Below are 24,518 nucleotides of genomic sequence, written 5' to 3'. Positions count from 1 at the left end.
TTATTCATCCTGTAATTTTTCACGCACATTGCGAACAATCCGCGATAATTCAGTCTTTTCATCGACGCTAATTTTAGTCGGGGAACCACTAATAATCCGCTCGTAATTGCGGAAAGAATCCTTGATATCCGCTCCATCCTGACTGATAGTATATTCACGAATCCCTTTATCATGCCAAGAACCGCGCATCTTAAAGACATTAATCGCTCGCGACATTTCGCCGCGAATTTCCACATACTGCAGCATTAAAATCGTGTCCGTAATCGTAGAAATATGGGATTCGGTGATCGAGTGCGCTCCCATAAATTGGTCGGTGGTATTGGTGAAAAATCCCGTAATTTCCTCCTGTTTGGCGTATCCTGTCACCCCGATCACAAATTGCCGAAAAGCATTATTTGTCACCCCGCGCGCGAGCGCCGATAGAGAATCAATAGCAATGCGGGAGGGTTTAAATTCCGAGATTTCCGACTTAATCATCTGTAAATGGTCTTCTAATCCCGCCGATTCGGGGTAAGAACACAACAATTTTAATAATCCCTTGCGTTCCATCTCCTCAAAATCGATCCCCCAAGAAGAAGCATTTCGGGACAATTGGGCGCGAGATTCTTCATAAGCGAACAAAATCGCCCGCTCCCCCCGCCTACAGCCTTCTTCCAAAAATTTACTGACTAAGAGAGTTTTACCCGTACCGGTTGCTCCTGTGGCCAAAATAATCGAATCCTTGAAAAAACCGCCTCCACACATATCATCCAGGGTTTTTACTCCCGAAGAAATGCGGACATTAGAAGAGCGCTGAGTTAAACGCATCGCACCGAGGGGGAAGATATTAATGCCATCATTGGTGATAGTAAAGGGATATTCGCCCTTCATGTGGGTTGTTCCCCGTAATTTGAGGATTTCTGCGGTTCTGCGTCGCCTTTCTCCCTCTAGCACGTTCCGCATAATTACCACATTATCAGAGACAAATTCCTCTACACCAAAACGGGCCACCGCTCCGTATTCTTCGATACGTTCCGTGGTCATAATTGAAGTCACTTCTAATAATTTTAACCGGGCCACGAGCCGAAAAATTTCTCGCCGCACCACTGACACCGCTTCGTACTGCTGAAAAACGGCAGTTACAGAGTCAATTGATACCAGTTTGGCTTTATATTTGGTAATTGCGTATTGAATGCGCTCGATAAGGGCCGAAAGATCAAAACTACCCACCACCTCTTGACCTTCCGGATCTGGGGAAGCATCGAGAATAAATAATTTACCCTGGTCAATTAATTCTTCTAAATCCCAACCAAAACTATAGGCATTTTGGATAATATCGGTGGGAGATTCTTCAAAAGTAACAAACAGGCCCGGATAGTCAAAATACTTGATCCCATGGTAGAGAAATTGCACGGCAAGCAGGGTTTTTCCCGTGCCAGAAGTGCCACTAACTAAGGTAGTTCGCCCTATGGGTAAACCACCGTGAGTGATCTCATCAAAACCTTCAATTAGGGTTCTAATTTTGCGAACACCTTTGGGTTTAATCGGTGGATTCGATTGGCTATTAGAGTTAGATTGAGTCATTATTTATCCAGCGAATATTTAAAGAGTAGGATTTTTATCTAATTTTTCCACAGAAACATATCAAGCCTGACTAGACACTTTACACCATCTTGATTTCCGTTGACTCTTGACTTTCCCATAGACGTACTAGATTACGCCCCGATCATTTCTCCTTCAATAAATATAACCCGTCTAATCACCTATGGCCAAAGACCTAGCTATCATTTTCTCGTTCACGAATTTCCTCGTACAGTAAGTCTAACCCGATCAGAACCTTCTCTCGATCGGACAAATCACCGATAATTTTCCGCACTGGGGGAGGGAGGACTTTCGCGAGGGTAGGAGTAGCGAGAATCTTGTCTTCCTCCGCTAGTTGCGGGTTTTTCAGCACGTCAATCACCTTGAGCGCATACACTCCCTGAAATTCCTCTTCTAGGATATTTTTCAGGGTTTTTAAGGCTCGCACGGAGTTGGGGGTGTTCCCGGCGACGTACAGTTTTAAAACATAGGTTTTTTTAAAGACGCTCATAGGTTAAGATCAAAGGGGCTGGGGATATGAGTTCATTGTTATTTATTGGGGAGATTTTAGTCTATTCCCAATAATAAATCATCAGGGATATCCTCGCGAGGTATGGAACGACGGTACATTTCCCCCAAGTGAGCAAGGATATCAATGAGGGCGAGACGATAATCTAGGAGAATTTCCTCACTTCTGCCTTCTAATTTTAACTGTTGGGAAAATTCATCCATTAACTCCATGTGAATTTCCAGAATTTGCGAGACTGAAAGATCGGTAAAAAAGACATTATTAACCAACTCATCGATCGCTTGATTAATCGGATAATCCTGTTGGAAGTAATTTAAAATAATCTCTCGATAATCTCTTCTTACTTCCCGCAGTAATTCTTTTTTTTCCTCTGGGGCAAGATTGCGATAGAATAGCTGCGGGTTGCGTTTGTAGTAAACACCTAAATAGCCGAGTCTTTCTTTTAATTTTTCTGCTAAACGGCGCTGTTGTAGGAGGAGAAAACTGTGATTATTGGCCACGGGATTCGGTTGGTTAACAATCGTAGTACGCTCGGAAAAAGAGCAGTTAGGAGCTAAATGGAGAAATCTAGCGATCGCTTGGTCGATGACCGAGATGATGCTGTCCAATTCCTTGACGGTAATTTGTAATTCCGCACTATGATAGAGACAGGTGGGAGAGTCATTCGTCCCGGCAGTGATCTTCTTGTCAGCGACAATGATCACTACTGGCAGTAAAATCCCCGCTTCGTAGAGTTGATTAAAAGTCGGCTGTAGGGAAGGATGAAAAACCACCAGCAAACAATCGATTTTCTCCTTCTGTGCCTCGATATTAGCCAGTAATTCGCTAGAAGACGACCCTAGGGTTAGATTATATCGTTCATTAGCCAATAAAGCCGTCAAAGAATTAACCAGCCCCAGAGGTGAACTCACTCCCGTCAAGGGTGAGTCCGTTGGGACAAAAGCATAAATAGTCAGTCTCGGAGGCAATGTTTTCTCACCCGCAAGGTAGATAGAAATTGACAAACAATAGGTTAGGCTTTCTCCGTTGAGAAGACAACCCCCTCGCCATCAGCCTGGGGAAGTTAAAAGTTAACTTTGCTTTTTGGCAGTGGGTATCGTAGTTAATTGTAATCAATGGATCGGTCGTCTAGATGAGCGAGCGTCATAATCAAGGTAAATTCAAGTTCTAGGACGACTAATAGTTTGGCCATCAGTTTGTTAATTATGCCCTAAAGTTACCGCCACCGCCCTCCCCAATTATCCCCATGCCTAGCGTTACCCTCAGTCTCCATCACTTTAATCAATCTGTCACTGCCTGTGAATTAATTATTGACGTGGCCAGTCTTTGCGATTTAATTAACACGGGCAATCCAGACGCGATCGTGGTGGTGGATGAGAGGTATTGTCCCCTAGGACTGATTGAGAGTCAAACCCTGATTGCTTACCTCCTCTATCAACAACAGTACCCCGAAATCAGAAACCCCTCCTCAAACTGCCTAAATCTAAGCGGTTGGCTGCGCCCGATTATCCCTCTTAACTCGCGCATGGCTGTGAGTGAGTTTCTGGGCACCCTGACGGGAGAAGCGATCGCCTTAGCCCCTATTTTAGTCGATGCTCAGGGCAAACTGTTAGGACGCTTAGACACGGGTAAACTTCTCCAATTTTGTCTCGGACGATCGATTCTCGATGATCCCCCCCCGCCGCCCCGCATCAGCGATCGCATCCCCCCCGCCAGCAGCGATCGTCCTCTGGAATTTCTGGAACAATTACCGCTGCCGCTGCTGCTCTACAGTCCAGAATCGGGTATTTTATACCAAAATCAGGCTTGGTGTCAACAAATCGGGGCAGCTTTCCCCGCTAATATCGATAAATCTCCCTTTGCTTTAGTTAATGACCCCCTAACCCTCCCATCCCCCACTCCCCCCCTGTTTCCCCAGCGTCTAGAAACGCTGACATCGGGTTTAGCCAAGACTTGGCGCCTGTTGTCTGTGCCGTTAAATTTAACGGATAATTATCCTTTGATCGAGAAAGCTTCAGGACTGTGGTTACTTTTGGCCACCGATATCACGGAACAACAGCAATATTGTCAGGAATTAGCGGTTAAAAATGCCGATTTAGTCCATTTAAATCGTCTTAAGGATGAATTTCTCGCCTGTGTCAGCCATGAGTTTAAATCGCCCCTCACCGCCGTGATCGGTCTCTCCAATCTGCTGCGGGAACAAAAAATCGGTGAACTTAACCCCCGACAGTCCAAATATGCCGATTTAATCTATCGCAGCGGTCGCCAGTTGATGGCTTTGGTCAATGATCTCCTCGATTTAACCCGCCTAGAGACAGGACAACTAAAATTAACTTTAGCTAGAGTCAAAATCGATCGCCTCTGTCAACGGGTGTACGATATCATCGTCGATAAGTATCCTCAACGTCTCGATCTCCCCGGCAGCTATCGTCTTGACATCGAATCGGGGTTAGATTATGTCCTGGCCGATGAAGCCCGTTTACAACAGATGTTAGTGCATTTGTTAGATAACGCAGTGAAATTCACCATTGATGGCGGTAATTTGGGCATTAAAGTCAATAGTTGGGAAAATTGGCTGGCTTTTACCGTCTGGGATACGGGGATCGGTATTCCGTTCGAGTCCCAGCATCTGATTTTTCAGAAATTCCAACAGCTAGAAAGTCCTTTCACCCGTCAATTTGAGGGTGCGGGTTTAGGTTTAGTCCTCAGCCAAAAATTAGCGCGTTGTCACGGTGGTGATCTATCCTTTGTCTCCAAGGCCCGGGAAGGCAGTCAATTTACTTTACTGCTGCCAGTTCATCCCCAAGCAACAGACCAAGAGTCAGCCACTCCCCAGCGTCTGGTGTTAGTGGTGGAAACTAATCCCCAAGTGATCGAACAGTTTGTTGATCGCTTGAGTGAATTGGGATTAAAAGCCATTATCGCCCGTAGCGGCACTGAGGCGATCGAAAAAGCCCGTCAGTTAAAACCCCGTTGTGTTTTTCTCAATCCCAATCTCCCCCTCTTATCCGGTTGGGATGTGTTAACACTGCTGAAATCCCATCCCCAAACCAAAGAGATAAAAGTTATTGTCACCGCCGCCGATTCCGATCGCAACCGCAGTCAACAGCAAGGAGCCGATAGTTTTCTGGTTCCTCCGATCACCTCGGCAGCCCTGCAAGCTTGCCTAAATCTGACCGTTTCCCCCGTTCCTAGCCAAAAACGGCGCACTGCTCCGACTCTACTGCGTTTACACGGTCATTATGCCCCCAATTTCTCCGATTTATCTTCCTTTAGCTGGATTTGGAATAATCAATTAGTCCGGGAAAATTATCGTTTTATCGAGGCCGATAGTTGCGAACAGGCGGAACTTTTGGCCACTGTCTGGGAGGTGGATGCTATCCTAATTGATAGTTCGATCGCAGAAGATTTATACTCTTATCTGCAAACCTTGAGCGAGTCGCAAACCCTAGCTAATTTACCCCTAGTCACCCTTGATGTGGCTGTCACCGAGGTAGCCAATCAAATCCCTGGTTTAGCCGTTTTTCCCTGTTTAGCCCCCCCGACGGAAAACCGCATCGAACAGCTATTAAAGGTAATCGAGACTGCTGATCTGGCTTTTTCTCGCCATAGAGAGCGGTAAAGGGAAGTGGGAAGTGGGAAGTGGGGAAGTGGGGAAATTGAACTAATTAGTCGTGCAAAATTAATTTCTTGGTTAGGATAGGCAAAAGGCAATAGGCAATAGGCAAAAGCTTTATCGAAATGTGTAATTAATTTTGCTTAGGTACTTAAAACCCCAAAACCCCAACCCCCAACACCTGTCTCCTGCCTCGCAGCCTCCTGAATCCTGACTCCTGTTGTACTAGAATCACTTAAGTTCTTAAGTTAAAGATGCCAAATAGAGGCAAGATTGAAAATGACTTATCTGGAAGCCACTGCCAAATTTTACAGCGAAGTAGCCCAAACTCCCGAAGTGGGGTTATGTTGTGTCCAAAGCAGTCCTTTGCAATTGCCAGGGTTAAAAATCCCCGCCATTATGCAAGAGATGAACTATGGTTGTGGCACGACGGTGCAGGTTAATGAATTGGGCAATTCTCCCAGGGTTTTGTATGTGGGTGTGGGTGGTGGTTTAGAAGCACTGCAATTCGCCTATTTTTCCCGTCGTCCGGGGGGAGTCATTGCGGTGGATCCAGTGCCGGAAATGCGTTGGGCAGCCCAAAGAAATCTCGGCGAAGCGTTGCTGGAAAATCCCTGGTTTAGTCTGGATTTTGTGGAAATTAAAGATGGTTCCGCTTTTGAATTGCCGGTGGAGGATGCCTCCGTCGATGTGGTGGCGCAGAATTGTCTTTTTAATATCTTTAAACCAGCCGATTTACAGTTAGCTTTACGCGAAGCTTTTCGCGTCTTAAAACCGGGAGGACGTTTACTGATGAGCGATCCGATCGCCACTCGTCCCATTCCTGAACATTTGCAAGAAGATCAGCGTTTACGGGCTATGTGTCTATCGGGGGCCTTGACCTACGAGGATTATATTAAACAGTTGATCGCTGCTGGTTTTGGTCAGGTAGAAATTCGGACCCGTCGTCCCTATCGTTTACTGGACTGTCAGAGTTATAATTTACCCGATCCGCTCCTATTAGAAAGTTTGGATTCCGTTGCTTTTAAAGTAGCTATTCCCGAAGATGGGGCTTGTATTTTTACGGGCAAAACTGCTATTTATACTGGTACGGAGGCAATTTTCGATGATGGTGCCGGGCATATTTTAGCCAAAGGATTGCCGGTGGCCGTCTGTGATAAAACTGCGGGCAACTTAGCTCGCTCCTCTCCCCAAGATATCCTCATCACCGAGTCCACTTGGCACTATAACGGAGGCGGTTGCTGTTAAAAAAGCAGCGTCGAGACAAGTTCGATCCCTCAGTTACCAGTTATCAGTTATCAGTTATCAGTTATCAGTTACCAGTTATCAGTTACCAGTTATCAGTTATCAGTTATCAGTTATCAGTTACCAGTTATCAGTTATCATTGATTAGTTATTGGTCACTGTTTACTGTTTACTAATTACTGTTTACCGTTTACTGTTCAATGTTTACCGTTCACTGATTACTGTTTACTGATTACTGTTTACTGATTACTGTTTACTGATTACTGTTTACTGATTACTGTTTACTCTCCCATGACTCCTTTTGTTGAGAAACTAAAAACTCCTTTAACTAAGCAAAAAATCTCGGTTCTGCAAATTAATTTGGGGAAAAGATGTAACCTTGCCTGTAGCCATTGTCATGTGGAAGCTAGTCCAGGTCGTTCCGAAGAAATGACTCCAGAAGTGTGCGAACAAATTATCGAACTGATCGCAAGATTTCCCCAAATTAAAACAGTCGATCTGACTGGCGGTGCTCCGGAAATGCTCTACGGTTTTAAGCCAATTGTGGAAACCTCTAGAAAAGCCGGAAAAGAGGTAATTGTGCGCTCGAATTTAACTATTTATTTCGAGAAAGGATTTACTGACATTCCTGAATATTGCGCTGGCCATCAGCTGCGGGTGGTGGCTTCTTTACCCTGTTATCTTGCCGATAATGTGGATAAAATGCGCGGTCTGGGAGTCTATGATCAATCGATCGCCGCTTTACAATGGTTGAACCGTCTTGGCTACGCTCAAGACCCGAATTTGATTGTGGATTTAGTCTATAATCCCCAGATTCCTAAGTCAGATAATTTTTCTCTCACACCGGATCAGGTATCCCTAACACGGGATTACAAAAAGTTCTTGCAAGAACATTTTAATATTTCTTTTAACAATCTGTTTACTATCACTAACCTACCCGTCGGCAGAACGCTCTTCCATCTGGAACACCGGCAACTCTATCAACCCTATCTTCAATTCCTCGAAGATCATTTTAATGGCGATACTGTCGCGCATTTGATGTGTCGTAATCAGCTTTCCATTGATTATTTGGGTAATATCTATGACTGCGATTTTAATCAGATGGAGGGTCTGGCCGCTTGCACCAGTCAAGGTCAAAAATTAACCCTGCCGGATTTATTACAAGCGGATAGTTTAGATGTAATTGCAGAGGTGCAAACCGCTTCCTATTGCTACGGTTGCACTGCCGGCAGCGGTTCCAGTTGTGGAGGAGCTTTGATTTCAACCTGAACAAATGTACTAGGGGTGGTCAAAAGTTTGGCTAATGATTAAGGACCAGAAAAAACCGCCGATTCGATATCTTGGCGACTAAGGGAGTATTTAAAAGCGCGATTGATGTCACTGCCGTCATTTGCTGCCCGAAAGTAACGAACGGTGATTTCTTCGATATCGAGACAGATTTCCGCTTTCCATGTCGGTTTTTCCACAGTCCAACAGTGGACATTCTCCGTATTTTTCCGACAACCTAATTTAACTAGCCATGCTTCGATCGCCGGTAAGGGATGATTATAGAGGGGAGTATCAGCAGTGGGAATCTTCATCGCATGAATCTAAATCAAAAATAATTGGGCTATAGTGACGGCATTCTCTCCTCGAAGCATAGCAATAATCACCGCTAGTAACAAGCAGCCGAGCAGAGTCAGTCCCAAGATAAACAAAGCGAAAATTTCTCCCGAAGATAGGGGGCGATCGGTCGGATCGAGATAGGCGCTACGATTAGCTATGGGTTGATCGCTATCCGGGATAGTTTGGATGACATTCCAGCGGGAGTAACCTATCTGTAAATCATACAGGGAACGGCGATCGGGATTACTCAGGGTGGCATAAGCTTCGTTAAGACGCTGGAATTTAACCGTTGCCACTTCGGGGCTGAGTTCGGTAGTATCGGGGTGGTATCGTTTGCTGAGTTCCCGATAGGCGCGTCGCACTTCGATCACTGAGGCGCTCGGATGTAGCCCGAGAATGGCATAATAGGTATCGGCAAAGCGCGAGTTAGCGGCAATGACTCGCGGGGTAGTTTGGGAATTATCGCGCTCGAAGGTCACAAGATTTTTTACACTGAAAATTGTCTTAATATTTTAACTCTGTTGATCATGAAATCTTGTTATCGGCTGCGTCTTCAGATCTGTCTTGTCTTTCTTATTATGGCCCTGACGAGTTTGTCTCCTTGGCTAACCTCTAGCGCCTATGCGGGGATCGATGATGATCGCCTCGATGGTAATATTTTTGTGGTCTATGCGGGTAATGGTTCCCTCGTACCACCGCGTTTAAATTTAGCGGAAACTTTTCAACGGAAAATTCCGGCTATTATTGTCTATTATTTGGATGATAGTAGTGATTGTAAGCAATTTGCGGCGATTGTCTCCCGTTTTCAAGAGTTTTACGGTCGCGCCGCCAGTATTATCCCCGTGAGTGTCGATTCTATCCCCTTAAAGTCTTCCTATCGTGCCGATGAACCGGGTTACTATTATCGCGGTGGGGTTCCCCAAACGGTGGTTTTAGACCAACAAGGTAAAGTGGTTTATGATGGTTTGGGCAATGTTAAATATGAAGATGTGGATGATGTCTTAAGAAAGGTTTTTGATCTTTTGCCTCGATCGGAATCGGTAGAGTTAAAAAGACGCTCTTTTAACGAGTTTAACGCTGAATTGCGCTAGTTACCTCTTTTTTATCCTCAATTGAACCAAAAATAATCATTTAGAGATGCTGTCAGCAGCGTCTCTATCTTGTTTTTAGGAACAATAAAATTATTTACTTATTGATTTTATTATCATTTAAGATTTATTTTAACCAATAAATGCTAGACAATTCAGATTGTATCTGAAATAACACTCGAAAAATATTTGCAACAGTGTCAGACTGGAAAAAGTTTGCTAACCTGATTATATTGAGAACAATAATCATTCTTGTAAGTGTGGGAGACAGCAATGAAAATCAAGCAAAATTTCCTAACAGCAGCGATATTACTGGGTTTTTCTGGTCCGGTACTGGCTAATAGTCTCGAAAACCTCTCTAGTAACCCCATGGCACAGGTGACGACGGTGAATCAATTGCGGGATGTTTCTCCTACCGCCTGGGCTTTTGAGGCCTTAAGAAGTCTCGTGGAGAGGTATGGTTGTATAGTAGGTTATCCTGACCGTACTTTTCGCGGTGAACGCGCTTTAACTCGTTGGGAATTTGCCGCTGGGTTGAATGCCTGCTTAAATACCCTAGAAAGATTGATTCAAGAAGGAGTGGCGGTATTAAAAGAAGATCTAGACAAAATCAAGCGATTAGTCAGCGAATTCGAGACAGAATTAGCGGCATTGGGTGCTAGGGTTGATAACTTAGAAAATCGAGTCGCTTTTCTGGAAAATAATCAATTTTCCACCACCACTAAATTAACTGGGGAAGTGGTGATGGCATTATATGGGGTAGCCACAGGAGAAAAAAACGGTGGTGAAGGGATTCCCCAAGTGCCAGCTTTTGGTTATCGGGCCCGTTTAGAATTAAATACTAGCTTTACAGGCAAAGATTTACTCTATACCCGTCTAGCAACGGGAAATATTGCTGATTTAGCCGATACCACCGGAACTTTTGCAAGTACCTTAGCCTTTACCCAACCCGACGGCAACGATTTACTACTAGAAGTTTTAAACTACAGTTTCCCCGTCACGGAAAATATCTACCTCTGGTTAGAAGCGACGGGAGGTGCTAAAGATGACTTTACCAATACCCTCAACTTTTTGGATGGAGATGGTTCTAGTGGGGCGCTTTCCGCTTTTGGTACCCGCAATCCCCTTTATTTTGCCCCCGGACAAACTGGACTCGGTTTACAGGGTAATTATGGGGCTTTGCAATTCAGCGCCGGTTATCTTGCTGGGGATGCTAACGATCCTAACCCAGGAGCGGGTTTATTTAACGGTTCCTATACTGCCCTAGGGCAGCTGGGTTATGTTCCAAACGAGAATTTTGGCATTGCTTTATCCTACTTTCATGGTTATAACCAATTAGATACGGGAACGGGAAGCCAGCGCTCGAATTTCCGATTTTTCACCGAAGAACTATTCGGGGAGGCTGTCCCGACTATTAATAATAGTTTGGGTTTACAATTTACTTGGCGAATTGTCGATGGTTTTGTCCTCGGTGGTTGGGGAGGTTACACAAAAGCGAGAACTCTTAGCACCTTAGATGGACAACTAGAACGCGGGGATTTAGATATCTGGAATTGGGCGGTAACTTTGGCTTTTCCTGATTTATTTAAGGAAGGAAATACGGCCGGTATTATTGTTGGTATGCAGCCCTGGGTATCTAGTTCTAGTATTAGATTAAATGATGGCAGTTCCACTAATGATCCCGATACTTCCTTTCATATCGAAGGATTTTATGAGTGGAAACTCACCGATAATATTGCCCTTACTCCGGGGGTAATCGTGATTACTTCTCCCAACTCAAATAACAACAATTCCACCTTAGTTATCGGTACTATCCGCACGACTTTTACTTTCTGATTTGTCTAGGCAGCCGGTCAAAGATAAAGATAAAGTATGACGGGATTTGATATCATCTATCGACGGCTGGCTGCTGTTCCGGCGTTTCGCACTCTAAACTAACTGAGTTAAGGGGACATTTATGGTATTTTAGAGGCAATTTAGCCTACTTTTGTGGTTTCTTTTTCGGTGGATTTAGAGGGTTTTAGTTTATGCTTGAGGGTTGAAGCTGTGGCGAAGAGGTCGAGGACGATTTGAGGAACACTGTTAAATGTGATTAAATAGGGTACAATGAAGGTTGAAGATACACCTAGTTACCTAGTTAAGCCATGAAACAAGTTCTCAAAAATATTAAGGTATCGGAGATTCCTACACTAATCGCTCAGTTAGGTCTTTCTCCTGAACAACAAGTTAATCTGACGATTGAGGAAAATTCAGAAAGTCTTATCTCAATTATGGATAAAGTCGGCAAAAAAGCTCAAGCTAAAGGTTTGACAGAAGATAAACTAACAGAACTATTAGCAGATGAATCCTAATCGAGTTGTTATAGATACCAATGTTTTTATCAGTGCTTTACTCAATCCACTAGGAACACCCAAAAAAGTAATCAATATAGCAGTCAGTCAATTTACCATTCTCCAGAGCGAGGCAACTTATCAAGAATTGGTAACGAGAATAAGTAAAAATAAATTTGACAAATATTTAGAAAAAGATGATAGGTTAGATTTCTTGTCGTCTCTTAAAAATAGGAGCTTATTTGTTGATATATTGCATGAAACGAGAGTTTGTTCCGATTTAGATGATAATAAATTCTTAGAATTAGCTGTATCTGGAATGGCACAGTACATCATAACAGGCGATAACGATCTTTTAATTCTCAATACTTATCAAGGGATTCCAATTATTACTCCAGCAGAGTTTGTCGCCTTTTTCTAGTGTCACTGAGAATTTTTTGAGGGAGGAATGCAAAAAAATACCCCCCTCAAGATTGAATGAAGGGGTATTTATGGTATTTTTAGAAGCAATTTAGCCTACTTGTGTCGTTTACTTTTTAATGGCGATACAATGAAGTTACCACCACTTAATGAAACCTCTATGAGCCTCACCCTTCCTACTGAACTTCTGCAAACAGTCCAAATGACTGAAGCTCAAATGCTCACGGAAATCGCTATCATGCTCTATCAGCAGCAACGCCTTCAATTTGAACAAGCAGCCGAACTAACGGGAATGGCGCTCGATGATTTCTACCAATTGCTAGTATCGCGTAATATCCTCACTCCACCCACGGATCCCGACGACGAACCAAAAGAACTCATCCTCGCCAGTCTTCGTATTTCTCTTCAGCAAGCTAAAGAGGGCAAAGTACATCCCATCTCTGAACTGTGGGATGGCATAAATGACTGAAGGAATCCCCTCTATTAAAATCCTTTTCTCTGATGAATTCAAGGATCGACTTCGCATCCTCGCCAAACGCTATCGGAGCATTCGTACTGATATACAACCCCTAATTGATGACCTTCAGATAGGCAAATTCATCGGCGATCAAATACCAGGAATAGGCTACACTGTCTTTAAAGTTCGCCTCAAAAACAGCGATATTCAAAAGGGCAAAAGTAGCGGCTATCGTGTTATCTATCAACTTAAAGACAATAGTTGTGTTTTGATGCTCCTCATCTATGCCAAATCTGACCAAACAGACATCACAGCGCAGCAAATTCAAGACATCATTAATAAGTTTGACAATTTTTATTTTTAGAAGTATTAATAGATGCCAAAAATAAACCCCCTCAAGATTGATTGAAGGGGCATTGATGGTATTTTTAGATGCAATTTATACTATTTTTGTGGTTTCTTTTTCGGTGGATTTAGAGGGTTTTAGTTGGCGCTTAAGGGTTGCACCTGCGCCGAGAGTGCCGAGGGTGATGATACTCAAACTGTTATTTTTTGTACTGTAGATTTTGTGGTTATTTCCTTAGGATGTCTGAACAATTGACCTTCATTTTGGTAGAAAACTTCATAATCCGGGGCCAGTTCAAGACGTAACTGTTTCCATAAACTAATTCCTTCTTGTTTAAAATCCATTTCAGCTTGCTGATTAGGAAAATCTGATAAAGGTGGATAGTCTTGATTTAAAGTCTTATCGTAAGTATCCTGCCATGGGTTTAAACGCTGAATAGTTGCTTGACTTAATGGCAATTCTTCAGGAGCAATGTTATCAATTTCATCTACTCCCCAAAGTGGGTAACTTCCATAATCTGCCCAAAGTTTGATTCTGATTGCCATAACTATCATTCCTGAATAAGTTTATTAATTAATCGCGTTCGATCCGTAGGTTGGGTTGAGCTATCATTATTGCTCTGGTATTACCCATCGGCTCAAAAGGCGAAACCCAACAAAAATTGTGAAAATATTCCAGGAAGTTGTTGGGTTTCCTTGCGTCAACCCAACCTACGAGTCTTTATTCAGTGAACTACCGAATTATTACCGTATTTTTAGAAGCAATTTAGCCTAGTTTTGTGGTTTCTTTTTCGGTGGATTGGGATCGTATTAACCAGATTTAGGCTGAATTAAAATGTGTCTAAAACACTAGCTAAATCCTCAAGAAAATTAGCTCTCTCATCTTCAGAAAGTTCGTCTAAAAATTGATTTAACTTCAGGTAAACTTTGCCTTCGTCGGTTAAATTTGTAAGACTAACTTTAAGTCCATACTTAGATAAAAGCTTTTCAACCTCTAGTTTCTCCTGATCAGTAAAATCATATGGATTACATAAATCCCAAACTGCTCCAGGTATAGAACCAATTTTGTTAACTATAGCACCGACAGAGAGAGCACTAACTCCAGCAACAATTTGTTTACCATGCTCTTTAGCAAGCTTTGCAAGCCGTTCCGCAAGATTATCTTTCCAGCCCATTTGACAAGAATCCTCCTGTTGATTTTTGTGGGTTTTACTCAAGCATTACTTCTACCGCACTGAGCAGTGCGATCGCCCCTCTCGCAGCTAGGTGAAGCAACAACCCAACCCAGTACAGAAGGCGGATAGTAAGACAATACACATACCCCCTCCTGCATCTGTATGCTAGGCTACAATTTAATAAATCTTTATATTTCTCTCCCTAGCTTAGGGGTTGACAGAGCAGGGAGTCTCAGGTGTTTTCCCCTGTTTTACTGCTTCTCAGGCGAACTATCGTCTTCCCTTAAAATGAGGGCAATTGGAGGAGATTACCATGCCAGCCAAGGACATCTATCATGATTGTGTCAAAATAGCTGGCCTTCTTGGGTTTGGTGGGTGAAATATGGAACGAACCACAAAGACACAAAGGACACAAAGATTGACCGCTTTTATATAAGTTGAACTTATCACACAAAGAATAAGAGAGCCGAGACAGTAGAAGCTGATAGGCAAATCGCCATTCCGGTCCATTACCGACCTGAAGAAGGAAATTACAGATTTTTTCAAGCTAGGATCAAAGATTTTGTATCGAAAAATACAAAACCTGCGAAAGTGACTGTTTAGGATGGTTTTTTTGAGAAGCTTAAGAACCGATCCATACATCAAAGGAGTTTTCCATGCCCGAAACGCCACAAGAAGTCTTGAAAATGATTCAGGACAACAATATTAAGATTATTGACCTGAAATTTATTGATATGCCTGGTATCTGGCAACATTGCTCGTTCTACTACGATCAAATCGATGAAAGCTCTTTCAGCGATGGTGTTGCCTTCGATGGTTCCAGTATTCGCGGTTGGAAAGCAATTAACGAATCCGATATGGCCATGGTTCCCGATCCTACCACCGCTTGGATCGATCCCTTCTACAAGGAACCTACCCTAAGCATGATCTGTAGCATCAAAGAACCAAGAACCGGTGAATGGTATAGCCGCGATCCTCGCTCTATTGCTCAGAAAGCGATCGATTATCTGAGCACTACCGGTTTAGGTGATACCGTATTTTTTGGACCGGAAGCAGAATTTTTTCTTTTTGATAGCGCTCGTTTTGACCAAACCGCCAACGCGGGCTATTACTACATGGATAGTGTCGAAGGTCGTTGGAATAGCGGTAAAGACGAAAAAGACGGAAATCTTGCCTATAAACCCGCCTACAAACAGGGTTATTTCCCCGTTAGTCCCACCGATACCTCTCAAGATATCCGCACGGAAATGCTCTTAACCATGGCCGACTGCGGAGTTCCCATCGAAAAACATCACCACGAAGTCGCTACTGGTGGTCAAAACGAGCTAGGGATTAAATTCTCTACCCTAGTGCGGGCTGCCGACTACTTGATGACCTACAAATACTGCATCAAGAACGTGGCTAAGAAATACGGTAAAACCGTCACCTTTATGCCCAAACCCATCTTTGGCGATAACGGTTCCGGGATGCACGTTCACCAGTCTATCTGGAAAGATGGTCAACCCCTGTTCGCAGGGGATAAATACGCCGGACTTAGCCAAATGGCACTGCACTACATCGGTGGTTTGCTTAAACACGCTCCCGCACTCTTAGCTTTAACTAACCCCACCACCAACTCTTACAAGCGTCTCGTCCCCGGTTTTGAGGCCCCTGTAAACCTGGCTTACTCCCAAGGTAATCGCTCCGCTTCGATTCGGATTCCTTTATCGGGAAGCAACCCGAAAGCCAAACGTTTAGAATTCCGTTGTCCTGACGCGACTTCTAACCCCTACCTCGCTTTTGCCGCCATGCTCTGTGCCGGTATCGATGGGATTAAAAATCAAATTGACCCTGGGGAACCTCTCGATGTGGATATCTACGAACTCAGCCCCGAAGAATTGTCAAAAATACCCTCTACCCCCGGTTCTCTGGAAGCAGCTCTGGAAAGTCTCGAAAAAGATCACGCTTTCTTGACCGATTCTGGTGTTTTTACCGAAGACTTTATCCAAAACTGGATTACCTACAAACTCGATAACGAAGTTAACCCGATGCGCTTACGTCCCCATCCCTACGAGTTCTCTCTCTACTACGATGTCTAAGGTTTGATTGACTAATCATTAATCCTAGGGTAGGCTTTTGCCTGCCTTTTTTTTTGGGAATCAGCAGGGAAGTGGGAAGCCGAGGCTCTTCTAGGTTCTGTGTGATAAGTTTAACTTACATAGGATCGATCGATCTTTGTGTCCTTTGTGTCTTTGTGGTTCGTTCCACCCCCTCGCTAGGAGGAATGTATCTTAGAATACATTTTACCCACCAAACCTGGGATATCTCTTTCTTTTGCGTTTTGCCTTCAGAAGCTGATGACTGCCTAATCAAACAACAATCTTAAACTTTATCTCCTCAGTCCTCAACAGTGATAGAATTGCCGTCATAGCTAGGGGTGTCTGGGATAATCAGGCTGAGAAAGACCCTTAGAACCTGAGACTGGGTAATTCCAGCGTAGGGAAGCTGTTTACAGAGGAAATAAAGTTATGAGACAAGAATGGGTTGCCCACCGGCGCGGACAGGCAAATGTATCGCAAATGCACTACGCCCGTCAGGGGATAATTACCGAAGAGATGACGTATGTGGCAAAACGGGAAAATCTCTCTCCCGAATTGATTCGCAGCGAAATCGCCCGAGGAAGACTGATTATTCCCGCTAATATCAATCACCTCAACCTCGAACCTATGGCGATCGGTATTGCTTCTAAGTGTAAAGTTAATGCTAATATCGGGGCTTCCCCTAACTCCTCGAATATTAACGAAGAACTGGAAAAATTACACCTAGCGGTCAAATACGGTGCGGATACGGTGATGGATCTTTCCACCGGTGGCGGTAATTTGGACGAAATTCGCACCGCAATTATCAATGCTTCTCCCGTCCCCATCGGTACTGTACCCATCTATCAAGCGGTGGAAAGCGTTCACGGCAATATTGAAAAACTCACCCCCGAAGATTTCCTCCATATTATCGAAAAACACGCCCAGCAAGGGGTAGATTACATGACGATTCATGCGGGAATCCTCATCGAACACCTGCCTTTAGTCAAAACTCGTCTGACCGGGATTGTCTCCCGGGGGGGTGGTATTATTGCCAAGTGGATGTTACACCACCACAAGCAAAATCCTCTCTACACCCATTTCGATGAAATTATCGAGATTTTTAAGCGTTATGACGTTTCTTTTAGTCTCGGTGACTCCCTGCGTCCCGGTTGTACCCACGATGCTTCCGATGCAGCCCAATTAGCGGAATTGAAAACCCTCGGCCAACTGACGCGCCGCGCTTGGGAACACGATGTACAAGTGATGGTGGAAGGACCGGGCCATGTTCCCATGGACCAAATTGAATTTAATGTGAAAAAACAAATGGAGGAGTGTAGCGAAGCACCTTTCTATGTTCTCGGTCCCCTTGTCACCGATATTGCCCCAGGATACGATCATATCACTTCGGCGATCGGGGCGGCTCTGGCGGGTTGGTACGGGACGGCGATGTTATGTTATGTCACCCCGAAAGAACATCTCGGCTTACCCAACGCTGAAGATGTGCGAAATGGCTTAATTGCCTACAAAATAGCGGCTCACGCGGCAGATATCGCCCGTCATCGTCCGGGGGCGCGCGATCGTGACGACGAACTCTCCATAGCTCGTTATAATTTCGATTGGAATCGTCAATTTCAGTTATCCTTGGATCCCGATCGCGCTAAGGAATACCACGATGAGACTTTACCCGCAGATATCTATAAGACTGCGGAGTTTTGTTCGATGTGTGGACCGAAATTCTGTCCCATGCAAACTAAGGTCGATGCCGATGCGATTACGGAATTAGAGAAGTTTCTCGCTAGTCAGAATCAAGACAATTTAACCCCAGTTTAAAGGGAAGTTATTGGAAGGGCTGATTTGATTTCAGCCCTATTCCTAGGATAAAAGTCGAAATTATGGGAATAGCCGCCATTTTTTTTGACTAATTGACCCGTTTTTCTAGATATTGACCGATCATCAATTCTTGACCAGCGCGAGAGATAATAGTTTGTCGGGTGCGATATTGTTGACCGATGAGTTTAATTTCTTCTTCAAAGACAGAACCAGCGTATTCTGTTCTCAGACAGAGAGTAGAGGGGTTAGGAAAGGTATAAATGGCACTAACGGGTTTATCCGTCGCAAATCCCCGATCGCGATAGAGAATATTATCTAAAATGCCGAATATAGTCGAACCGTTGGAGGGTTTTTTACTCTGGGGACGGAGATAATTACTTTGCCAAGTCACTTCCGTACCACCTAATAAAGTTGTATCTTCCAGATTATGTAAACGGGCTAGTTGAATTAATGGTTCGCTGCCTTGGGGTAAATATTTAATCTCGATGGCGCTGATAACTTCTTGGGGTTCCGTTTCTTGGGTGAGGGTGTAATAACGTCTCTGGGATTGCCAGCGTCCTTCCGTCTGCTTAAAAAAGGCTAAAGCCAAAGTTTCTAGCGATAATTGGGCGGTTTGAATTAATGTCATAGAAATAAAACCTTTCCTGTTTTTTGGGAGAGCAGATTTGTTATCATTTGTCAAGAGTGTGCCAGAGAATTGTTACACAACTTAATAAAATTATAACCCTGCATGGAAATTAAGTGGTAGGGGTGTTGAGGGAGATAATTGGGAAAAAGTCGCACAGATACAGCAGTTACAGGGAAAAAACGGGATAAGATTGCTAAAACCTGCCAGCTTATCCTCGTTACTTCCATTTACCCTTATCTATCGATTAATTCTGTCAAATTGGCTACAGTCAGGCCGAGGTTCTTCCCCCAACCCCTTTTTTACTTTTTACTTGTCACCCGATCTGCCCAGTCTTGGTATTGTTAAAAATATAGAACCTCCGAACAAGGTCTCAACTCTGTGCAGTTAAAACAAGTCATCATTGCTCATAAGGCCAACCATCCCCAAAGTAAAGCATGGGCGGAAAAATGCGCTAAACAGTTAGAAGCCCGTCAGTGTAAAGTTTTAATGGGACCCAGTGGCTTTAAAGATAATCCCTATCCGGTATTTTTAGCCTCAGCATCGGAAAAAATAGACCTTGCCATCGTTTTAGGCGGAGATGGAACCATTTTAGCCGCCGCTCGCTATTTAGCTCAGGAAGACATTCCAATTTTAGCGGTGAATGTCGGCGGTCATCTGGGATTTTTAACGGAACCCTTTGAGATTTTCCAAGATACCGAGACAGTCTGGGAGCGTTTACAATCCGATCGCTATGCGGTACAACAACGGATGATGTTAACGGCCAGAATCTATGAAGGGGATAAAAGAAACCCGCAGCCAGTGAGCGAGGCATTTTATGCCCTGAATGAGATGTGTGTGAAACCCGCTAGTATCGATAGGATGCCCACCTCAATCCTCGAAATCGAAGTGGACGGGGAAGTAGTAGATCAGTATCAAGGAGACGGTTTATTAGTGGCTACTCCCACGGGGTCCACCTGTTACACCGCTTCCGCTAATGGCCCGATTATACACCCTGGCATGGAAGCGATCGCCGTCACCCCGATTTGTCCCTTGAGTCTCTCCAGTCGGCCGATTGTCATTCCCCCAGCATCTCTGGTCAGTATTTGGCCCCTGGGAGACTACGAATTAAATACTAAACTTTGGATGGATGGTGCTTTAGCCACTTCCATTTGGCCCGGGCAATGGGTGGGAGTTACCAAAGCCGAAAAATTCGCCCAATTTATTATCCTGCGGGAAAGTTATTCTTTTTATCAGACTCTACAGGAAAAACTGCAATGGGCCGGAGCGAGAATTCATTATGATGGCAATCGTCATAATTAGGAATGGCTCAAGAGCTTCTGGGAGTGGTGTCTGGGGGATGATTGAGTATATCTTCTAAAATTGGTCATTACCTCCGATTTTATCAGTCAATCCCAGCTTTTGGGGGTAGAACCCCCCAAACCCAGGAGCGCATTTGCTGATTGTCGGTATTTCTGCAAGAGAGGGTCAAAAGTTGTCAAAATATTTGACAAAATTGCCACTTTATGGTATAGAATGGCTCATTTTTGTCCCGTAAATTTTAAATTTCATCCCATCCACTTAAGCCAGAAGACATAACATAACTGGTAACGGTTGCTTCAAAAAAGTTAGCTTTGGTGTGGCCTTCTTTTTTGGTATCGGAGAAGCGTTCCAGATGAGTATAGGGACTTTTGTTATACTTTTCTTCCCTGTACAAAGGCTCAAGTCCGATCGCTTTCAGTCGAATATTAGCGAGGTATTTGGTGTACTGTTCGGTACTGTATTCGGTAATACCTAAAATGTCGTTGCCAACAATGTGATTTGTCCAGCGACATTCGTGTTTAACCGCAGTATCGAACATCTCATAAATCTGTTCAACGGAATGGGAAAAAGTTGCCATAGCTTCAGGAATAAGTTTCTGATACAAACGGACGTGACTTAATTCGTCCCGGTTGATCATTTTGAAAACGTCAGCACTGCCAGACATTAGCTGTCGAGAAGCGAGATTATAGAAAAATATAAAGCCGTTATAAAAATACAAACTCTCCAGTAAATAATCGGCAAGAAGAGCGATAAAATAGCTTTCAGTAGTTTGTTTATCGATATACTGCTGGTAGAGACTAGCAATAAATTCACAGCGATCCCTGAGAACTTTATCGGTGCGCCAAAAGTCATATACTTCCCCTCTGCGATCCGAGGGAATAATCGTTTCAATTAAGTATTGATAACTTTGATTGTGCATGGCTTCTTGGGAAATTTGTTCCGCCATACAAAGACTAATTTCTGGCGCAGTGACGCTACCTTTTAGGTGGGGAATATTACAGGTTTGTACGGAATCAAGAAAAGTTAGATAGGACAAAATACCATCATAAGCATATCTTTCTTCGTCGGTAAGATGACCGTATTCAGTCACGTCTTGAGTGATATCTAAGCGTTGCGGAATCCAGAAATTTTCCCGCATTTGTTGATATAAACCCACCGCCCAGGTGTAGCGGACATCGTTTAACTGCATCAGGTTGGTGGTGTTACCAAACCAGATCGAACGGTTTTCGATCGCATCATCTCCCGACGGATTGAAGATCGGGGAAATGGGCATCGAATAGCAAGAATTAACTAAATGTAAGGACATGATTACTTGGATATTATGGCACTTTTAGGTTATAATAGGTTTTCGGTAAAAAGTCAAATGGTTTGATTAGGAATAAATTCAAAATCTAGGGCTTCTGCCAAAGTAAATGGGCAATCGTTCGGGAATTTCTCTAGGTTTATCCCTGTTTCAATAGCGGCTTTTTTTCTGGCTTTATTATAGCATTTTTTTAAAATTTCTTCTGTTAAAAAAATCTTAAGACTAGGGCTAGTTTCTAAATCTTCTTCGATTCTTTCGCGATGCTCAAAAAGGGTTAATTCCCAGCTTCTGGTTTGTTTTTCTGGCTCTTGTAAGTATTTTAGTAAATGCCATAAAATCACGGTCAGATTGCTTTTTAATGCTTTCTGTTGACTGATAGACATAGATTTGATTTCTTCAATTAAATTCTCTAAATCTAAATCGGAAAACTGGCGATTTTCCAGTAAATTAATGGTTTTATCTAACCAGAAATAGTAATCTTTTTCGTATAAGTTCTTTTCCATAGCTGTGATTAGGTGATGAGTAAGACTTATTTTAAATGATATAAAAAAATTAAGGTGGGCATTGCCCACCCAAGTTAACCCTAATTAGCGCAACTAGAACAACTATCGTCAGACTCTCGAAAATTGTCCTTTTGTACGGTACGGATATAATAAATCGCTTTACACCCCAATTCCCACGCCATAACTAGGGTATCAAAGATATCCTTGGCAGTGAGACAACGGTTGGGTTCTGCGGGGAAATAAACCCCCTCATTAAGGTTGAATAATAACTCCATAGAAATCCCCGTATCGATCCATTCTTGCATAGTAGCGATCGCTTTTACCACTTGTTGCTGTTCGAGATTTTTATTCTCTGGATAAAACCAGAAAGCTTCTTCAATAAAAGGTGGTGCGATGGGAACAGTTCCCTTTGCCCATTTATCGTAGAAAAAGCGACTATAAACCGGCAAAACACTAGCGGTACATCCCTGTACCAAACTAGAGGAAGTATTAGGAGCAATGGCGGTAATATGGGAATTACGGATGCCAAATCGTTGAATATCTGTTGCTAATTGTTGCCATCTTTGCGGTTGCACCGCGTTATTTAAAAACCATTCCACCGGTTTGGCACCGATTAATTTACCTTGACTCCATTCGCTACCCAAGAAAGCTTGATAAGCGCCGCGTTCTTTGGCTAATTCCATCGAGGAATAGGTACACCAATAGCCAATTTCTTCAAATAAATTACTAATTTCTGACAGGTTATTGTAGGATAATTTCCGTTTAGCTAACCAGTCAGCCAATCCCATTGCTCCTACCCCAATAGTGCGATATTTATCGTTGTGGTTTTTAGCATTATCAAAGGGAGGATTAGTAATATCAATAGTATTGTCGAGAATCCTGACAGCGATTTGACAATTAGACTCGATTTCTTCCCTGTCAATGTTGGCTAAATTAAGGCTAACTAAATTACAGCAATGGGCAGTTTGATCGGGGGTGACATTCGAGAAACTCTCCGTGCATAAATTTACACCAGGTATATAGCCATCGTGTTTATTAGGATTAGCGCGATTGATGGTATCTTTGAAGGCAATGTACGGCATTCCTGTTTCCACTTGGGAACGCATGATACTTTTAAATAAGTCCCGGGCATTAATTTTTTTATAGAGGAGAATCTCTCTATCTAAATTAGCTTCTACTAAACGATATGCTTCTTCAAATTCTTCCCCCCATAGTTCCGCTAGTTCTATACCTAATTTTGTGCGAACTTCGTAGGGATCTACTAATGTCCACTCGGCTTTAGTTATCACCCGACGCATAAATTCATCGGTGATAACTAATTGGGGAAAAATATCATAAGCTTTGCGTCTTTGATCACCGTTTTCTGTCTGCATTTCTAGAAATTCTGGCACGTCTAAATGCCAGATATCAACACCGATAGTTACTGCACCGGCGCGTCTTCCCCCTTGATTAACTGCGATAGCTGTATCGTTAAGTAATTTAATCCAAGGAATAATCCCCCCAGAAGCATTAGCTTTCCCCATTACCCAGCTACCAGTGGAGCGAATTCTACTCACATTTACCCCGACACCGCCACCATTTTTGGAGATGCGGGCAGCATTAGTAATCTCTCTAAAAATGCTTTCTAAACTGTCATCAATGGAGAGGATAAAACAACTGGTTAGGGAACCTTTGGGTGTGCGTAAATTGGCTAAAATTGGGGTGGCAAGAGAGATTTTTCTTTGAGCAATCCCTTGATAAAATTTCTTCGCCCAGTAGAGTCTATTAGCCGGTTCTTCCACAGTGGCAAGCAGCAAAGAACAGGTTAATAATGCCTCTTGGGGTAACTCATTTCTGAGTAAATAACGGCTAGTGATTAACAAGGCCCCCGCATAATCATAATCGATATCCCAATCGGGATTAATCCAAGAACCAGCTTCTTTTAATTCTGCTTCGGAATAGATGAGAATCCTTTCGTCGTATAGTAACTCTTTAACTTGAGTTTTGACAGTTTTCTCGTAATTTCCGTATTGATAACCCCGGGCTACTAAGGTATCTTTCCACAGACTCCAAATATGCAATCTTCCCGCCACATAACGCCAATCTGGTTCATCTGGACTACACATTTCTAGGGCGCAATTAATTAAATTATCCTGTATTTCCCTAGTGGTAATCCCATCCCGCAGGCGCGTGGTTAAACCCGCTTCTAAGGCGATCGAATTGACTTTTTTGCCGTCACAAGCCCACTCTACCACGTCGCGAATTTTGCCGATATTTAAGCTTGTGGTGGAACCATCGCGCCGAATCACTTTAATTCCATGGCTGCCCATATTAGCTAAAGGGGTAGAACGAAAGGGTATTACTTCGTTATTTTTGTGAATGGAGACGGCAGTAGTCAAGGGCTTTGATTGCATAATTGGAGTTAAAAAACTTGACAAATTAATTTATTTGTACTAGATTAGTCTAGCAGATTTTTTAGGAAAACACAACATCTAGCGTCTTAAATAATCCTATCACTCTATATATGGTATGGCTAGGATTATTTT

At 43.3% G+C, this 24,518-nt stretch carries 24 protein-coding genes and 1 riboswitch; of the genes, 13 read left to right on the top strand and 11 right to left on the bottom strand.

Annotated elements, in window-relative coordinates; all coding sequences use genetic code 11:
- The 3 genes from kaiC to MiAbW_RS03700 all read right to left on the bottom strand — a co-directional run bounded on the left by kaiC (position 1) and on the right by MiAbW_RS03700 (position 3,057).
- Positions 1-1,563 (bottom strand): circadian clock protein KaiC, encoded by a 1,563-nt coding sequence (kaiC, locus tag MiAbW_RS03710; RefSeq protein ID WP_151694975.1) that lies wholly within the window; start codon positions 1,561-1,563, stop codon positions 1-3.
- 193 nt (positions 1,564-1,756) lie between these two features.
- Positions 1,757-2,071, bottom strand: a complete 315-nt coding sequence (gene kaiB, locus MiAbW_RS03705) for a circadian clock protein KaiB (RefSeq protein ID WP_002733742.1) — start codon at positions 2,069-2,071, stop codon at positions 1,757-1,759.
- A gap of 56 nt (positions 2,072-2,127) precedes the next feature.
- Entirely contained in the window at positions 2,128-3,057 is a 930-nt protein-coding gene (locus MiAbW_RS03700) for a circadian clock protein KaiA (RefSeq protein WP_151694974.1), read from the bottom strand.
- Positions 3,058-3,335: 278 nt separating this feature from the next.
- On the opposite strand from MiAbW_RS03700, the gene MiAbW_RS03695 reads away from it, so the two are divergent.
- The 3 genes from MiAbW_RS03695 (at position 3,336) to arsS (ending at position 8,219) form a co-directional block, all read left to right on the top strand.
- A complete protein-coding gene (locus MiAbW_RS03695; protein ID WP_151694973.1) occupies positions 3,336-5,711 on the top strand; it encodes an ATP-binding response regulator in 2,376 nt (791 codons plus the stop codon).
- 267 nt (positions 5,712-5,978) lie between these two features.
- The gene (gene arsM, locus MiAbW_RS03690) at positions 5,979-6,953 is read left to right on the top strand and encodes an arsenosugar biosynthesis arsenite methyltransferase ArsM (protein WP_202981342.1); all 975 of its coding nucleotides are present in this window, start codon (positions 5,979-5,981) and stop codon (positions 6,951-6,953) included.
- A gap of 288 nt (positions 6,954-7,241) precedes the next feature.
- Positions 7,242-8,219, top strand: coding sequence for an arsenosugar biosynthesis radical SAM (seleno)protein ArsS (gene arsS, locus MiAbW_RS03680; protein ID WP_151694970.1), 978 nt, complete (start codon positions 7,242-7,244; stop codon positions 8,217-8,219).
- A 38-nt stretch (positions 8,220-8,257) separates the two neighbouring features.
- On the opposite strand, the gene MiAbW_RS03675 is transcribed toward arsS, so the two are convergent.
- Both MiAbW_RS03675 and MiAbW_RS03670 read right to left on the bottom strand, forming a co-directional pair.
- Complete coding sequence (locus MiAbW_RS03675) at positions 8,258-8,530, bottom strand: DUF3143 domain-containing protein (RefSeq protein ID WP_002770501.1); 273 nt, start codon at positions 8,528-8,530, stop codon at positions 8,258-8,260.
- Positions 8,531-8,539: 9 nt separating this feature from the next.
- Complete coding sequence (locus MiAbW_RS03670) at positions 8,540-9,034, bottom strand: J domain-containing protein (RefSeq protein WP_151694969.1); 495 nt, start codon at positions 9,032-9,034, stop codon at positions 8,540-8,542.
- A 48-nt stretch (positions 9,035-9,082) separates the two neighbouring features.
- Between MiAbW_RS03670 and MiAbW_RS03665 the strand changes: the two genes are divergently transcribed.
- From MiAbW_RS03665 to MiAbW_RS03635, 6 genes are all read left to right on the top strand, one after another.
- A complete protein-coding gene (locus MiAbW_RS03665) occupies positions 9,083-9,646 on the top strand; it encodes a thylakoid membrane photosystem I accumulation factor (protein ID WP_151694968.1) in 564 nt (187 codons plus the stop codon).
- A gap of 270 nt (positions 9,647-9,916) precedes the next feature.
- Positions 9,917-11,479 carry an iron uptake porin gene (locus MiAbW_RS03660; RefSeq protein WP_151694967.1) on the top strand — a complete coding sequence of 521 codons (1,563 nt, stop codon included), beginning with the start codon at positions 9,917-9,919 and terminating at the stop codon, positions 11,477-11,479.
- A 308-nt stretch (positions 11,480-11,787) separates the two neighbouring features.
- Positions 11,788-11,994: a hypothetical protein gene (locus MiAbW_RS03650; protein WP_151694966.1), complete on the top strand. Its 207-nt coding sequence runs from the start codon at positions 11,788-11,790 to the stop codon at positions 11,992-11,994.
- The gene (locus tag MiAbW_RS03645) at positions 11,984-12,394 is read left to right on the top strand and encodes a putative toxin-antitoxin system toxin component, PIN family (protein WP_151694965.1); all 411 of its coding nucleotides are present in this window, start codon (positions 11,984-11,986) and stop codon (positions 12,392-12,394) included. Before MiAbW_RS03650 ends, MiAbW_RS03645 begins: the two co-directional genes overlap by 11 nt.
- 129 nt (positions 12,395-12,523) lie before the next feature.
- Positions 12,524-12,862: a UPF0175 family protein gene (locus tag MiAbW_RS03640; RefSeq protein ID WP_151694964.1), complete on the top strand. Its 339-nt coding sequence runs from the start codon at positions 12,524-12,526 to the stop codon at positions 12,860-12,862.
- Positions 12,855-13,214 (top strand): type II toxin-antitoxin system RelE/ParE family toxin, encoded by a 360-nt coding sequence (locus MiAbW_RS03635; protein WP_151694963.1) that lies wholly within the window; start codon positions 12,855-12,857, stop codon positions 13,212-13,214. Before MiAbW_RS03640 ends, MiAbW_RS03635 begins: the two co-directional genes overlap by 8 nt.
- A gap of 173 nt (positions 13,215-13,387) precedes the next feature.
- On the opposite strand, the gene MiAbW_RS03625 is transcribed toward MiAbW_RS03635, so the two are convergent.
- Positions 13,388-13,741 carry a hypothetical protein gene (locus MiAbW_RS03625; RefSeq protein ID WP_008205255.1) on the bottom strand — a complete coding sequence of 118 codons (354 nt, stop codon included), beginning with the start codon at positions 13,739-13,741 and terminating at the stop codon, positions 13,388-13,390.
- 284 nt (positions 13,742-14,025) lie between these two features.
- Positions 14,026-14,412, bottom strand: a complete 387-nt coding sequence (locus MiAbW_RS03620; RefSeq protein WP_151694962.1) for a hypothetical protein — start codon at positions 14,410-14,412, stop codon at positions 14,026-14,028.
- A gap of 614 nt (positions 14,413-15,026) precedes the next feature.
- On the opposite strand from MiAbW_RS03620, the gene glnA reads away from it, so the two are divergent.
- The 3 genes from glnA (at position 15,027) to thiC (ending at position 18,260) form a co-directional block, all read left to right on the top strand.
- Positions 15,027-16,448: a type I glutamate--ammonia ligase gene (gene glnA, locus MiAbW_RS03610; protein ID WP_151694961.1), complete on the top strand. Its 1,422-nt coding sequence runs from the start codon at positions 15,027-15,029 to the stop codon at positions 16,446-16,448.
- Positions 16,449-16,549: 101 nt separating this feature from the next.
- Positions 16,550-16,735 (top strand): hypothetical protein, encoded by a 186-nt coding sequence (locus MiAbW_RS19885; RefSeq protein ID WP_151694960.1) that lies wholly within the window; start codon positions 16,550-16,552, stop codon positions 16,733-16,735.
- 37 nt (positions 16,736-16,772) lie between these two features.
- Positions 16,773-16,869, top strand: a riboswitch (TPP riboswitch).
- 8 nt (positions 16,870-16,877) lie between these two features.
- The gene (thiC, locus tag MiAbW_RS03600) at positions 16,878-18,260 is read left to right on the top strand and encodes a phosphomethylpyrimidine synthase (RefSeq protein WP_151694959.1); all 1,383 of its coding nucleotides are present in this window, start codon (positions 16,878-16,880) and stop codon (positions 18,258-18,260) included.
- 88 nt (positions 18,261-18,348) lie between these two features.
- Here thiC and MiAbW_RS03595 read toward each other — a convergent pair whose 3' ends face one another.
- A complete protein-coding gene (locus MiAbW_RS03595; RefSeq protein WP_002738011.1) occupies positions 18,349-18,888 on the bottom strand; it encodes a phycobiliprotein lyase in 540 nt (179 codons plus the stop codon).
- A gap of 378 nt (positions 18,889-19,266) precedes the next feature.
- Between MiAbW_RS03595 and MiAbW_RS03590 the strand changes: the two genes are divergently transcribed.
- The gene (locus MiAbW_RS03590; protein ID WP_151694958.1) at positions 19,267-20,187 is read left to right on the top strand and encodes an NAD(+) kinase; all 921 of its coding nucleotides are present in this window, start codon (positions 19,267-19,269) and stop codon (positions 20,185-20,187) included.
- A gap of 238 nt (positions 20,188-20,425) precedes the next feature.
- Here the strand turns inward: MiAbW_RS03590 and MiAbW_RS03585 are convergent, their stop codons facing one another.
- From MiAbW_RS03585 to MiAbW_RS03575, 3 genes are all read right to left on the bottom strand, one after another.
- Positions 20,426-21,493 carry a ribonucleotide-diphosphate reductase subunit beta gene (locus tag MiAbW_RS03585; protein ID WP_172967339.1) on the bottom strand — a complete coding sequence of 356 codons (1,068 nt, stop codon included), beginning with the start codon at positions 21,491-21,493 and terminating at the stop codon, positions 20,426-20,428.
- Positions 21,494-21,546: 53 nt separating this feature from the next.
- Positions 21,547-21,993, bottom strand: coding sequence for a DUF29 domain-containing protein (locus tag MiAbW_RS03580; protein WP_151694957.1), 447 nt, complete (start codon positions 21,991-21,993; stop codon positions 21,547-21,549).
- A gap of 80 nt (positions 21,994-22,073) precedes the next feature.
- Entirely contained in the window at positions 22,074-24,386 is a 2,313-nt protein-coding gene (locus tag MiAbW_RS03575) for a ribonucleoside-diphosphate reductase subunit alpha (RefSeq protein ID WP_151694956.1), read from the bottom strand.
- Between the last annotated feature and the right edge of the window lie 132 nt (positions 24,387-24,518).

Source organism: Microcystis aeruginosa NIES-4325, assembly GCF_008974145.1.
In the GTDB taxonomy this organism is placed as follows: Bacteria; Cyanobacteriota; Cyanobacteriia; order Cyanobacteriales; family Microcystaceae; genus Microcystis; species Microcystis aeruginosa_G.
This window is presented reverse-complemented; position numbering and strand designations above follow the sequence as displayed.